This window comes from Streptacidiphilus sp. PB12-B1b, from assembly GCF_014084125.1.
GTDB lineage: Bacteria > Actinomycetota > Actinomycetes > Streptomycetales > Streptomycetaceae > Streptacidiphilus.
Genome location: NZ_CP048405.1, coordinates 1,181,548 through 1,194,093, shown reverse-complemented (window position 1 = coordinate 1,194,093; position 12,546 = coordinate 1,181,548). Strand labels below are relative to the sequence as shown.

12 protein-coding genes are annotated in these 12,546 nt (G+C 74.1%); 10 read left to right on the top strand and 2 right to left on the bottom strand.

The window, feature by feature from the left end; all coding sequences use genetic code 11:
* The first annotated feature begins 99 nt into the window (after positions 1-99).
* Together GXW83_RS05530 and GXW83_RS05525 are read left to right on the top strand one after the other, a co-directional pair.
* Positions 100-996, top strand: coding sequence for a LytR C-terminal domain-containing protein (locus GXW83_RS05530; protein ID WP_182441781.1), 897 nt, complete (start codon positions 100-102; stop codon positions 994-996).
* A 46-nt stretch (positions 997-1,042) separates the two neighbouring features.
* Positions 1,043-2,602: an LCP family protein gene (locus GXW83_RS05525; protein WP_182441780.1), complete on the top strand. Its 1,560-nt coding sequence runs from the start codon at positions 1,043-1,045 to the stop codon at positions 2,600-2,602.
* Positions 2,603-2,660: 58 nt separating this feature from the next.
* On the opposite strand, the gene GXW83_RS05520 is transcribed toward GXW83_RS05525, so the two are convergent.
* Positions 2,661-3,743, bottom strand: a complete 1,083-nt coding sequence (locus GXW83_RS05520) for a glycosyltransferase family 2 protein (protein ID WP_182441779.1) — start codon at positions 3,741-3,743, stop codon at positions 2,661-2,663.
* Between the two features lie 193 nt (positions 3,744-3,936).
* Here GXW83_RS05520 and GXW83_RS05515 point away from each other — a divergent pair, with 193 nt between their 5' ends.
* Positions 3,937-4,545, top strand: coding sequence for a hypothetical protein (locus GXW83_RS05515; RefSeq protein WP_182441778.1), 609 nt, complete (start codon positions 3,937-3,939; stop codon positions 4,543-4,545).
* A 7-nt stretch (positions 4,546-4,552) separates the two neighbouring features.
* Here GXW83_RS05515 and GXW83_RS05510 read toward each other — a convergent pair whose 3' ends face one another.
* Positions 4,553-5,290 (bottom strand): GntR family transcriptional regulator, encoded by a 738-nt coding sequence (locus tag GXW83_RS05510; RefSeq protein ID WP_182441777.1) that lies wholly within the window; start codon positions 5,288-5,290, stop codon positions 4,553-4,555.
* A 336-nt stretch (positions 5,291-5,626) separates the two neighbouring features.
* On the opposite strand from GXW83_RS05510, the gene GXW83_RS05505 reads away from it, so the two are divergent.
* The 7 genes from GXW83_RS05505 (at position 5,627) to GXW83_RS05475 (ending at position 12,418) form a co-directional block, all read left to right on the top strand.
* Entirely contained in the window at positions 5,627-6,784 is a 1,158-nt protein-coding gene (locus GXW83_RS05505; RefSeq protein ID WP_182441776.1) for an ABC transporter substrate-binding protein, read from the top strand.
* A gap of 59 nt (positions 6,785-6,843) precedes the next feature.
* Positions 6,844-7,698: an ABC transporter permease subunit gene (locus GXW83_RS05500; RefSeq protein WP_225447438.1), complete on the top strand. Its 855-nt coding sequence runs from the start codon at positions 6,844-6,846 to the stop codon at positions 7,696-7,698.
* A gap of 95 nt (positions 7,699-7,793) precedes the next feature.
* Positions 7,794-8,576 (top strand): ABC transporter permease, encoded by a 783-nt coding sequence (locus GXW83_RS05495; protein WP_370466863.1) that lies wholly within the window; start codon positions 7,794-7,796, stop codon positions 8,574-8,576.
* A 19-nt stretch (positions 8,577-8,595) separates the two neighbouring features.
* Positions 8,596-9,699, top strand: coding sequence for an ABC transporter ATP-binding protein (locus GXW83_RS05490; RefSeq protein ID WP_182441774.1), 1,104 nt, complete (start codon positions 8,596-8,598; stop codon positions 9,697-9,699).
* 47 nt (positions 9,700-9,746) lie between these two features.
* Positions 9,747-10,427, top strand: a complete 681-nt coding sequence (locus GXW83_RS05485) for an HAD family phosphatase (RefSeq protein WP_225446769.1) — start codon at positions 9,747-9,749, stop codon at positions 10,425-10,427.
* A 24-nt stretch (positions 10,428-10,451) separates the two neighbouring features.
* Positions 10,452-10,775: a multidrug efflux SMR transporter gene (locus GXW83_RS05480; protein WP_182441773.1), complete on the top strand. Its 324-nt coding sequence runs from the start codon at positions 10,452-10,454 to the stop codon at positions 10,773-10,775.
* A 176-nt stretch (positions 10,776-10,951) separates the two neighbouring features.
* A complete protein-coding gene (locus tag GXW83_RS05475) occupies positions 10,952-12,418 on the top strand; it encodes an aromatic amino acid lyase (RefSeq protein WP_182441772.1) in 1,467 nt (488 codons plus the stop codon).
* Positions 12,419-12,546: the final 128 nt, after the last annotated feature.

Genomic DNA, 12,546 nt, shown 5'->3' with positions numbered 1-12,546 from the left:
CCTGCTGCTGAGCTGCGAACTTGTCACCGGCACCGCACCCCCCGGGGCGACCGGCTAGTCTGGCCGACTCGGAGCAGCATTCGTGGAGCGGAGCGGCACGTGCGGACTGGTGAGGGGCTGGGCGCGGGGGGCGGCGAGATCGACCCCGCCGACCTGTGGGTCCTCGACCCCGCCACCGGCGAGTACCGGCTGCGGCAGCCGGGCGAGCGCCCGCCCCCGCCGTCACCGGCCGGGTACGCCGCACCGGCCGCACCCGCCGCGTGGGCGGCCACCACGACCGCCCCGCCCCTGGCCCCGGCGCCGACTCCGGCCCAGGCGCAGGCACCTTCACCGGCCCCGGCCCCGGGCGGCGGACGGGCCTCGCGGCGGCGGCAGCCCGGCGTCCGCACCGGCCCGTGGATCGCCGGGGCGCTGTGCTTCCTGGTGGCCGTGGGCGGCGCCAGCGCCTATGCGCTGAGCAGGGGCTCCAGTGCCGACGCCGACAACGCGACGACGGCCGTGCCCCGGTCGGCCTGCAGCGCCTCCCACCCGGCCGCCCCGGCGCCGACGTCCAGCGTCGAACCGCCGGTCTCCGGCAGCTTCCTCAACGGTTCCAAGGCCGCCCCGATCGACATCCGGGTGACCGTGCTGGACGGCAGCGGCACCTTCGGCCAGGCCGAGGCGGTCCTGGAGTGGATGCAGAACACCAAGGGCTACCTGCGCTCCAGCAACGGCGGCCCGGCGCCCGCGGTCGTCCCCAGGACGACGCTGGTCTACGCGCCCGACCACGCCTCCCAGGCCCGGGCGCTGGCCCAGGCGATGGGCCTGCCCGCCTCGGCGCTGCACGGCGACGGCGACACCGGCGGGACGATCGGCCGGATGGTGCTGACGCTGGGCCAGGACTTCCACGGCATAGGCAAGCCGTTCGCGGTCCTCGTCCCCGCTGCACCCTCCGCCTCGGCTCCGGCCCCGGCCGGCGGCGGCGCCGGAGCCGCGAACGGCTGCGGCAGCCAGTAGCCCGGTGCGTCCGGGCACCCGCCCGAGCGTACGAAGGCAGGCCCCGATGAGCAGCAACCACCCCTCCCCCCACCGCCGCAGGCAGAAGCCGCAGGCGGGCCGCCGCGATCCGCGCCGACAGCGCCGGCTGACCGGCAAGGGCGTACTGCTGCGGCGGATCGCGCTGGGGTGCGGGCTGGTGGTGGTGCTCGGCTGCGTCGGCGGCTGGGGCTACGTGTCGTACCTGGACAGCAACATCCGGCACGGCGCGCTGAGCTTCGGCGACCAGGGCGAGGAGCAGCCGGACGCGGCGGGCGACATGCCGCTGAACATCCTGCTGATCGGCTCCGACACCCGGGACACGGCGGCCGACCTGAGCCTGGGCGGTTCGCGCTCGTCGGTGAACGGCCCGGCCCACGCCGATGTGGAGATGCTGCTGCACGTGTCGGCGGACCGCAGCAACGCCTCGCTGATCAGCATCCCCCGGGACACCATGGTGGACATCCCGGCCTGTACCGATCCGGCGACCGGTCGGCACTATCCGGAGGCGCCGCACGAGCAGATCACCGACAGCCTGGCGCACGGCGGTCCGGGCTGCACCGTCTACACCTGGCACGAGTTGACGGGCATTCACATCGACCACTACATGATGGTCGACTTCAGCGGCGTGGTCAGCATGGCCGACGCGGTGGGCGGGGTGCCGGTGTGCACCACCGCCAACGTCGCCGACCCGTACTCGCATCTGCGGCTGACCAAGGGCGACCATGTGATCAAGGGCGTCCAGGCGTTGGAGTGGCTGCGCTCACGGCACGGCTTCGGCGACGGCAGCGACCTCTACCGCACCCAGGTGCAGCACATGTATCTCACCTCGCTGATGCGGCAGTTGCGCTCGGCCGGGACGCTGACCGACCCGGCCCGGATGCTGACCCTGGCGGACGCCGCCACCCGGGCGCTGACGGTGGACGACGGCCTCGACAGCGTCAGCAAACTGCTCTCCCTGGCAAGCCAGTTGAAGGGCATCCAGCCGGACCGGCTGACGACCGCGACCATGCCGTACGCGGCCGACCCGTCCAACCCGACGGCCTGGGTGATCCCCAAGCCGGGCGACGCCGAGGAGTTGTTCGCCATGGTCCGGGGGGACGTCCCGCTGGACGCGCACGGACGCATCCCGGCGCAGGCCGCGCCGTCGACGTCCGCCGATCCGCAGCCGCCGGTCCCGGCCCTCGCGCCGGGGGGCGTCCGGATCACCGTGGAGAACGGCAGCGGGGTGCCGGGCCGGGCGGCGCAGCTGACCGGGGTGCTGCGCGGGCTGGGCTTCACCCTGGCCCGCAACGGCCTGAACGCGCCGATGCCGCAGCACTACACGACCGTCCGCTACGACCCGGCCGACCCGCAGGGGCGGGCCGAGGCGGTCGCGGTGGCGGACGCGCTGCACCTGCCGCCGAGCGCGCTGCGGCCCTCGCCCTTCCACCGGCGGCCGGTGCTGGTGATCGGCTCGGACTGGCCCGCCGGGGAGACCTTCCCGGTGATCGCGCCGCCCTCGGCCGGCGCGGTGCCGACGTCCGCGCCGCAGCAGAGCGGCAACCAGGCCAAGTGCGCCCGGGTGAACCCGGTCTACAGCTGGTGAGCAGGGGCCGCCCGCAGCCCCGTACGCGGGCTGCGGGCGGCCTCCCGGCCGGTCCCGGTCAGATGTGGACGGTCGCCGGGGGCACCGGCGTGGGCCGGGCGGTGCTGGCGATGACCCGGCGGGCCAGCGAGCGGGGGCTGGTGAGGAAGCCCCAGCCCCAGGACATGTGCATGGTCACCAGGGCCACCGGCAGCTGCGCCCGGGCCGCCGGGCCGAGCCCCCGGCCCTCCCGCAGCGAGCCGGCCAGGATCGCCGCCAGGTAGCCGCCGGGGGCCAGCAGCAGCCAGGGGCTGAGCGCGGCGCCGCCGACCAGGCCCAGGCCCACGGCCAGCACCGCCGCCGGGGGCGCCAGGTAGCGCAGGTTGACCGAGCCCCGGTGGTAGCGGGTGACCACCCGGCGCCAGCGGCCGTAGTCGCGGTACTGCCTGGCCAGCGCCCGGACGGTGGGGCGCGGCCGGTAGGTGACCCGCAGCTCGGGGGTGAACCAGATCAGCCCGCCGTCCTGGCGGATGCGGTAGTTCAGCTCCCAGTCCTGGGCGCGGATGAACTCCTCGTTGTACCCGCCCTGCTTCTCCAGCACCTCGCGGCGGAAGACGCCCAAGTAGACGGTGTGCGCGGGGGCGGCCTGGCCGCCGGTGTGGAAGGCCGCGTTGCCCACGCCGATCTTGGACGTCATGGCGGCGGCGACCGCCTTCTCCCACTCGGTCTCGCCCTCGGCGTGCATGATCCCGCCGACGTTGACCGCGCCGGTCTCGTCCAGCAGCCGGACGGCCGTGGCGATGTAGCCGGGGGTGAGCAGGCCGTGGCCGTCGACGCGGACGATCACCGGGTAGCGCGAGCCCTGGATGGCCGCGTTCAGCCCGGCGGGGGTGCGCCCGGTCGGGTTGGGCACGGTCCGGACCTCGCGGGCGGTGCCCGCGGTCTCGGCGACCAGCGCCGCGGCGATCTCGTCGGTGTCGTCCCCGGAGGGGCCGAGCGCGATGACCACCTCGACGGCCGCCGGGTACTCCTGGTCGAGGATCCGCTGGACGGACTCCCGCAGGTGCCGCGACTCGTTCAGCACCGGCATGACCACCGACACGGCGGGAGGTGTCGGGAGCGGCGCCCCACCGGGCGCCGAGGAGGTGGGGATGGCGTTCATATGCAGGAAACCGTACCGCCGGTGGCCCAGGGACGCCGAACCGGCCCGGCCGGGGACAGCACGCTCCGGCACCGGTGCTGCGGCCCGCGAAGTTTACCGGCGCGTTCACCGGAGTGCACCAACTCGGCAACAGGCCGCCCCACGGGCGGGTCGGCGTGGCTTGACCCGGCGCGGACAGGGCATTCTCGGCTGCATGAGCACGTACAGGGGTTCGCGGCAGGCCGGGTTCGAGCAGCGGGACGGGGCCGGGAGCGGCAGAGCGGTCGACGGCGGTGCGGTCGGCGGGGCGGCGGTCGGTACCGAGCCGCCGCTGCCGCCCGAGCTGAGCCCGCGGCTGCGCGAGCTGCGGGCGCAGGAGGAGCGCGCCGAGGAGGCCCGCACCGACCCGCGCAGCCTGCTGCCCGCGGCGCGGCGCCCGGAGCCGCAGCGGCGGCTGCCGGAGCCCCCGCTGCCCCGGCGGCTGAACCCGCGCGGACCGGACGCCGCAGGCCCGGCGGGCACGGGCGGCGGCACGGCCGGTACCGGCGGCAGGACCGGCACGGGCAGCACGAGCAGCACGAGCGGCACCGGCGGCAGGACCGGTACCAGCGGCGTCGGCGGCTCCGCTGCGGCCCCGGCCCGGGCGGACCGCCCGGCCACGGGCGGCGCCGCACGCACGGGCGCCGCCGCGGGGGCGGCAGCCGTGGCACCGGGGGCGGCCGGGCCGGGCCGTCGGCGCTGGTCGCGCCGCCGCCGGCTGCGCTTCACGCTGTTCCTGCTGGTCACCGCACTGCTGCTGGTGGGCGCGGGGGCGTACGCCTGACCGGTGCTCAGCCCGGGTGCCGGACCAGCTGGTTGGAGCCAATGGAGTTGGCGATGGCGAAGCTGACCGTGCCGGAGCGGTAGCGGTCGTCGGACCACTCGATCGGGCGACCGGCGTGCGTGGTGGTGACCCGGCGGATGCGCAGCAGCGGGCCGCCCCGGCGGATGCCGAGCAGTTCGGCGTCCTGGGTTCCGGCGGCGACGGCGTCGATGACGTGCTCGCCGTAGGCGAAGATGATGCCGATGTCCTCGTAGAGCGCGTGGACCACGGATTCGCAGTCGGCCGGGATGCGCTCCACCGCCTCGGCCACCCAGAGCGGGTAGACGTTGCGCTCGACCAGGACGAGCTCGCCGTCGAGGCCGCGCACCCGGAGCACCTGCAGCACGTCCTCCCCCGGTGTGATCATCAGCCGTTCGACGTCCTCCGGGGTGGCCGGGCGTCTGTGCTGGTCGATGACGTGCCCGCTGGCGACCCGGCCCATGGCGCGGGCCCACTGGGCGAAGCTGCGCAGCTCGGCGAAGCTCTGGCTGCGGCGGTTGCCCAGGACGACCCGGCGGGCCCCCTGGCGCGAGCCGATGCGGCCCTCCGCGGTGAGGGCGGCGACGGCCTGACGGACCGTCCCCCGGGAGACCTCGTACCGGGCGGCGAGCTCGCTCTCGGTCGGCAGGGTGCCGCCGACCGGATACCCGCCCCGGTCGATGGCTTGGCGCAGTTCCTCGGCGATCTCCTCGTGGCGTGCGGCCACAGTAGGACCTCCTGGTCGGACGGACCCGGTGCGCGAGGGGCCGCGCGGGGCGGATTGTGCACAGTCCGGTCGCATGCGGAGCGAGACGCACAGGGCGCCCCAGCAGCGGGTGGGCAGAGCGGACGAAGCGGCGTGATCGTACCGTTATCCGGAGCGCCTAGCGAAACCCGGACCAAACCGATGGGATACCGACGGGCAAAGGAACGCAGTTGTAAACGCTGTGTTCACCATCCCGTCACCCGACTCGGGCGTACTGTCATCAACTTGTCCGAACAAGTAGTCCGAGGGTTCTCCCCCTCGGCCCCTCCTTCAGACGCCCTTCCTTCAGGAGCCATCGTGACCTCCTCCCGTTCCCGGGCCGCTGCCCTCACCGGCTGCCTGGTGGCCGCAGCGCTTACCCTCAGCGCCTGTGGTTCCGCGACATCCAGCACGACGAGCACCGCCAAGGGTGGTGCGAGCGCCGCGACGGCCACCTCCGCCGCCCAGTTCGGCGGAATGGACGCCCTGGTGAAGGCCGCGCAGAAGGAGGGTCAGCTCAACGCGATCACCCTCCCGAGCAACTGGGCCAACTACGGCGTGATCATGGCTGCCTTCACCAAGAAGTACGGCATCAAGATCAACGACGAGAACCCCGAGGGTTCGAGCCAGGACGAGATCAACGCGATCACCACCCGCAAGGGCCAGGACCGCGCCCCCGACGTGGTCGACATCGGCAGCGCCTTCGCCTCCAGCGGCGCCCAGCAGGGCCTGTTCGCCCCCTACAAGGTCGCCACCTTCGGCGACATCCCGGCGGGCCAGGCCGACCCGAACGGCGAGTGGTACAACGACTACGGCGGCTACGTCTCCATCGGCTGCAACGCCTCCAAGGTCAAGTCCTGCCCCTCGACCTTCGCCGACCTGCTGAACCCGGTCTACAAGGGCGAGGTGGCCCTGGACGGCGACCCGACGCAGGCCAACGCGGCCTTCTCCGGCGTCTTCGCCGCGGCCCTGGCCAACGGCGGCAGCCTGGACAACATCCAGCCCGGCCTGGACTACTTCTCCAAGCTGAAGAAGTCCGGCAACTTCAACCCGGTCCAGGCCACGCAGTCCACCGTCGAGTCCGGCGAGACCCCGATCACCATCGACTGGGACTACCTCAACGCGGGCTACGCCTCGGCGTTCAAGTCCAAGGGCATCAACTGGGTCGTCACCGTCCCGGCCGACGGCGTCTACGCCTCGTACTACAACCAGGCCATCAACAAGTGGGCGCCGCACCCGGCCGCCGCCCGCCTGTGGGAGGAGTTCCTCTACAGCACCGAGGGCCAGAACGACTTCCTCGGCGGCTTCGCCCGCCCGGTCGAGTACGCGGCCCTGCAGAAGGCCGGCACGCTGAACGCCGCCGCCAACGCCGCGCTGCCCACCGTCTCCGGCACGGTCAGCTTCCCGACCCAGGCCCAGATCACCGCGGCCAAGGCCGTCGTGGCCTCCGGCTGGGCCAAGGCCATCGCGGGGTGAGCACCATCGACCCGATAGCCCCCGCCGGGGCCGCAGGGTCGGACCGCCCCCGCCGCCGCCTGCGCAGCTCGCTGCGCCAGGCGGCGGCGGGGCGGCTCGCCGTCCTGCCGCTCATCCTCTTCGTTGCCGTGGCCTTCGGCGTGCCCGCGCTGGCCATGGCCTACGGCGCGTTCACGACCTACGCGCCCGGCCAGCCCACCAGCTACACCGGTGGCAACCTGTCCGCCTCGCTCTCCGGCGGCTACCTGACCGCCCTCGAGGGCAGCGTCAAGCTGTCCGCGACCGCGGCCCTGATCGCCACCGTCGCCGGGCTGCTGCTCGCCCAGGCCGTGGTCACCTCGCGCTTCGAGGTGCTGCGCCACGTCGTGCTCAGCGCCTCGGGCGTGCTCGCCAACTTCGGCGGCGTGCCGCTGGCGTTCGCGTTCGTGGCCACCCTGGGCAACGCCGGCGTGCTCACCACCCGGCTGCACCTGACCGGCGCGGGCTGGTCGCTGTACACGTTCTGGGGCCTGGTCCTGGTGTACCTGTACTTCCTCATCCCGCTGATGGTCCTGTCGGTGATCCCGTCCCTGGACGGGCTGCGCCGCCAGTGGCGCGAGGCCGCCCAGAACAACGGCGCCAACCTGGTGCAGTACTGGCGCTTTGTGGCCCTGCCGGTGCTGGCGCCGTCGCTGCTCGGCGGCTTCGTGCTGCTGTTCGGCTCGGCGTTCGCCGCGTACGCCACCGCCGCCGCGATGGTCGGCGCCTCGGTGCCGCTGATCACCCTGCAGATCGCGGACGCCCTCAACGGCAACGTCTCCGCCAGCGCCAGCAACGTCGCGCTGGCCATGAGCCTGGACATGGTCGTCATCTCGGTCCTGGTCATGGCCCTGTACCTGCCCCTGCAACGCCGGAGCGCCCGATGGCTGGTGTGACCACCCTGCCCGACCCGACCACCGCCGCCCCCGGGCGCAGCCGCCGCAAGTCCCCCCGCGAGGCCGTGCGCCGCCGCCCGGGCCGCGCCGCGATCATGATCATCGCCGCGGTGTACTTCGTCGGCCCCCTCCTCGGGTCCTTCGTGTTCACCGTGGACGACCCGGTCAAGGGCTTCAACCTCAGCGCCTACACGCAGATCTTCAGCGTCAGCGGCCTGTGGCCCGCGCTGCAGCTGTCGCTGCTGCTCGCGGTGGCCACCATCGCCCTGGTGTTCCTGCTGCTCATCCCCACCGTGATCGCGGTGCGGCTGGGCACCCCGCGGCTGCGCTCGGTCGTGGAGTTCGTCTGCATGCTGCCGCTGGTGGTGCCCTCCATCGCGCTGACCTCGGGCATCAACATCCTGCTGCGCTGGGGCACCGACAACCTCGCCTCCACCCCCTTCTGGGACACCCTGCTGGCGATCCAGAACGCGAACTTCCCGGTGGTGCTGCTGCTGGCCTACGTGGTCATGGCGCTGCCGCTGGCGTTCCGCACCCTGGACGCGGGCATGCGCGCCCTGGACGTCCGCACGCTGCTCGAGGCCGCCCAGAACAACGGCGCCGGTCGGGTGCGCGCGATCGTGCTGGTGATCCTGCCGAACCTGCGCGGCGCCATGCTCAACGCCGCCATGCTCACCCTGGCCCTGGTCCTGGGCGAGTTCACGGTCTCCTCGATCCTGGGCTACACCCCCTTCGCGGTCTGGATCGTCAACGGCAACTCCGCGGGCGACGGGCCGGTCACCACCGCCGTCTCCCTGGTCAGCATGGTCCTCACCTGGGCCGTCCTGCTCGCCCTCTCCGTCACCGGACGCCGCAAGTCCGGCGCCACCCCCGCCTGAATCAAGGGAGCCACCCCTCATGTCCAATGCGGCCCCCACCGTCGCCTCCGTCATACCACCCGCCACCGACAAGAGCGCCACCGTCGAGTTCCGGCAGCTGCGCCGCAGCTTCGGCCAGGCGACCGCGCTGGACGGGCTCGACCTGACCGTCCGCCCGGGCGAGCTGCTCGCCCTGCTCGGCCCCTCGGGCTGCGGCAAGACCACCGCCCTGCGGATGCTGGCCGGCTTCGAGACCCCCGACTCCGGCGAGGTGCTGCTGGACGGCAAGGACATCACCGGCGTGCCCGCGCACCAGCGCGACGCCGGGATGGTCTTCCAGTCCTACAGCCTCTTCCCGCACCTCAACGCCCGTGACAACGTCGCCTTCGGGCTGCGGATGCGCGGCACCGGCACCGTGGAGCGCCGCAAGCGCGCCGACGAGCTGATGGAACTGGTCGGCCTGCCCCAGCACGGCGACCGCTACCCGCACCAGCTCTCCGGCGGCCAGCAGCAGCGCATCGCCCTGGCCCGCGCCCTGGCGCTGCGCCCGCGGGTGCTGCTGCTCGACGAGCCGCTGTCGGCGCTGGACGCCAAGGTCCGGCTCAGCCTGCGCGAGGAGATCCGCCGGCTCCAGCAGGAGCTGCGGATCACCACCCTCTTCGTCACGCACGACCAGGAGGAGGCGCTGTCCATGGCCGACCGGGTCGCGGTCATGCACAACGGCCGCCTGGAGCAGTGCGCCACCCCGGCCGAGCTGTACGCCAGGCCCACCACAGCGTTCGTCGCGGAGTTCGTCGGCACCATGAACCGGATCCCCGGCCACATCGCGCACGACCCCACCGTCGTCTCCGTCCTCGGCCAGCGGCTGCCCGTCGACGGCACCCCGCTCGCGGTCGACACCGACGTGGACGTCCTGGTGCGCCCGGAGAACCTGCTGCTGGAGGCCGGCGGCAACGGCTCGGCCGTGGTCACCGGCAGCACCTTCCTGGGCGCGGTCACCCGGCTCACCGTCCGCCTGGCCGACGGCTCGGCGCTCAAGGCCGACCTGTCCACCCACGACGCCGCCGCCCTGCCCGCCGGCAGCCCGGTCACCGTCCGCCTCCCGGAACGCCCCGTCCTGGTGGACATCCGCACCGCGGGCTGACCCCGCACCGGACCCGCCACCGACACCCCGACAGAAAGCAGCGCCCCGTGCCCACCCGCACCGCCGCCACATCCCGGACCCTGCACGCCGTCCTGTTCGACATGGACGGCACCCTCGTGGACACGGAGGAGCTGTGGCGGCATGCGGTGGAACGGGAGGCCGAGCTGCTCGGCCTCGAACTCGGCGAGGACGACGAGCAGCACATCCTCGGCCGCCCGGTCGACCACACCGCCGCCCACCTGCACCGCGCCAGCGGCACCAGCCGCTCGCTGGACTCGGTCGCCACCGCCCTGGACCGCCGCTTCACCGGCCTGGTCGAGGCCCAGGTGGTACCGCTGCCCGGCGCGCTGGAGCTGCTGGACGCCGTCCAGGCCGCCGGGCTGAAGACCGCCCTGGTCTCCGCCTCGCCGCGGAACGTCGTGGACACCGTCCTGGACGCCCTCGGCCGGCGCCGCTTCAGCGTCTCCTTCGCCGCCGGGGAGACCGCGCAGACCAAGCCCGCGCCCGACCCCTACCTCGCCGCCGTCAACGCCCTGGAGCTCAGCGCCGACTGCTGCGTGGCCGTCGAGGACACCCCGGTCGGGGTCGCCTCCGCCGAGGCCGCGGGCTGCTCCGTGCTGGCCGTGCCCTCCGCCGCCGCCATCCCGGCCGCGCCCGGCCGGGTCGTCGTCCGCAGCCTGCTGGACGTGGACCTGGCGCTGCTGCGGACCCTCGTCGCGGGCGGGTGAGGACCGAAGGGAGCGTCTGCCACCATGCCCTACCTGTTCCTGGCCCTGGCGATCTCCAGCGAGATCTGCGCGACCGTCTCGATGAAGTACAGCGAGGGCTTCACCAGACTGCTGCCCAGCATCGTGGTGGTGGTGGGCTACGTCTTCTCGTTCGCCATGCTCAGCCAGGCACTGAAGCACATCCCGGTGAGCACCGCGTACGCCATCTGGTCCGGGGCGGGCACGGCCGTGGTGGCCGCCATCGGCTTCTCCTTCCTCGGCGAGGGCCTGAACACGCTGAAGGTGGTCGGGATCTCGCTGATCATCGCGGGCGTGGTGGCGCTCAACCTGGGCGGCGCCTCGCACTGACGTGCGGGGCTTGGGCGAACAGCTGAACGATTGCCATACTCCTGTGCCAGCAAGGTCCATGGCGGTGCTGATCCGCGGCGGTGCCGGTCCGCAGCGGTGCCGGTCCGCGGCGGTCCGCGACCGCCGTGGCGCCGGGCGGGACCGCCCAGGCCCTGACGGAAGGCATCCCGCAGCCCATGACGCCCCCCAGCATCACCCTCGACGGCAGCTCGCTCACCGCCGCCCAGGTGACCGCCCTCGCCCGCAGGGCGGCCCGGCCCGCCGTCGACCCGGCCGCGCGCGAGCGGATGGTGCGGGCCCGGGCCGCCGCCGAAGCCGTCGTCGCCCGCCGCCGGGTCTACGGCCACACCACCGGCGTGGGCGCCAACCGCACCACCGACCTGCCGGACGGCACCGCCGCCGACGGCCACGGCATGCGGCTGCTGCGCAGCCACAGCGGCGGCATCGGACCGCTGGTCCCGGTCGAGCAGACCCGGGCCATGCTCGCCGTCCGGCTGAACCAGATACTCGGCGCGGGCTCCGCGCTGTCCGCCGCCGTCGCCGACCGGCTCGCCGAGGCGCTGGCCTCCGGCCACGTGCCCGTGGTGCACGCCCTGGGCTCGGTCGGCACCGCCGACCTATCCGCCCTCGCCGAGCTGGGCCTCACCCTGGCTGGTGAGCAGCCCTGGCGCAAGGACGCCGACGAGCCGCTCCCCGGCCCCGCGCCCGCCCCGATCACCCTGGACGGCTGGGACGCCCTGCCGCTGATGTCCAGCAGCGCGTTGACCACGGGCCAGGCGGCCGTCGCCCACACCGACCTGCTCGCCCTGCTGGAGCGCCTCCCGGCGGTGGCGGCGCTGTCGCTGGCGTCCGTCCACGGCTCGACCGAGCCGTACGCGGCCGTGGTGCACGCCCGCCGCCCGCATCCGGGGGCGATCCGCACCGCCGCCCGGATGCGCGCCCTGCTGGAACCGCCGGCCTGGACCCCGCCGCTGGTCCAGGATCCCTTCGGGTTCCGCTGCCTGCCGCAGGTGCACGGCGCGGCGCTGGACGCGGCGGACGCCCTGGAACGGGTGCTGGACGTCGAGATCAACGCCGCCGCCGAGAACCCGCTGCTGGCGCTGGCCCCGGCCGACTACCACCACCACGGCGGCTTCCACCAGGCGTCCCTGGCGCTGGCGCTGGACCAGCTGCGGCTGGCCGTGCTCGGCACCGCCCAGCTGTCCGCCGCCCGGCTCGGGGTACTGGTCTCGCCCGCCTTCACAGGCCTGGCGCCGTTCCTCGCGCACGACGCGGACGGCAGCAGCGGCATCATGATCGTCGAGTACGCGGCCCAGTCCGCCCTCGCCGAGCTGCGCGGCGCGGCGCAGCCGGTCACCCTCGGCCACGCGGTGCTCTCGCGCGGCGTCGAGGAGCACGCCAGCTTCGCCGCCACCGGGGCGCGGCGGCTGCTGGAGGTCGTCGGGCAGCTGCGGCTGGTGCTGGCCTGCGAGCTGCTGGCCGCCGTCCGCACCCTGCGGATGCGCGGCGCGGTGCTGGACCCGGCCACCGACCTGGGCAGGCTCCAGCGCGACGCCGCCGCCGTCCTGGACCCGGACACCGAGGACCGCAAGCTCACCGCCGACGTCGAGGCGGCGGCGCGCCTCCTCGACCGATGGGTCTGACCGGCCCCCGCCCGCTACGATTCCCCGGTCGGTCGCACACCTGAACCAGCGGCGCGGCCCCGCGTCCGTACGTCCGTCCGGGCCGTCGGCAGCACGAATTACCGGCACCGCGATCCACCGGCACCGCG

What these genes read in the sequence shown, in the direction of transcription:
- GXW83_RS05490 (WP_182441774.1), top strand. Translation starts at nt 8,596, where the DNA reads ATGTCCAATGCGGCCCCCACCGTCGCCTCCGTCATACCACCCGCCACC.
- GXW83_RS05515 (WP_182441778.1), top strand. Translation starts at nt 3,937, where the DNA reads ATGAGCACGTACAGGGGTTCGCGGCAGGCCGGGTTCGAGCAGCGGGAC.
- GXW83_RS05480 (WP_182441773.1), top strand. Translation starts at nt 10,452, where the DNA reads ATGCCCTACCTGTTCCTGGCCCTGGCGATCTCCAGCGAGATCTGCGCG.
- GXW83_RS05525 (WP_182441780.1), top strand. Translation starts at nt 1,043, where the DNA reads ATGAGCAGCAACCACCCCTCCCCCCACCGCCGCAGGCAGAAGCCGCAG.
- GXW83_RS05520 (WP_182441779.1), bottom strand. Translation starts at nt 3,743, where the DNA reads ATGAACGCCATCCCCACCTCCTCGGCGCCCGGTGGGGCGCCGCTCCCG.
- GXW83_RS05495 (WP_370466863.1), top strand. Translation starts at nt 7,794, where the DNA reads ATGATCATCGCCGCGGTGTACTTCGTCGGCCCCCTCCTCGGGTCCTTC.
- GXW83_RS05475 (WP_182441772.1), top strand. Translation starts at nt 10,952, where the DNA reads ATGACGCCCCCCAGCATCACCCTCGACGGCAGCTCGCTCACCGCCGCC.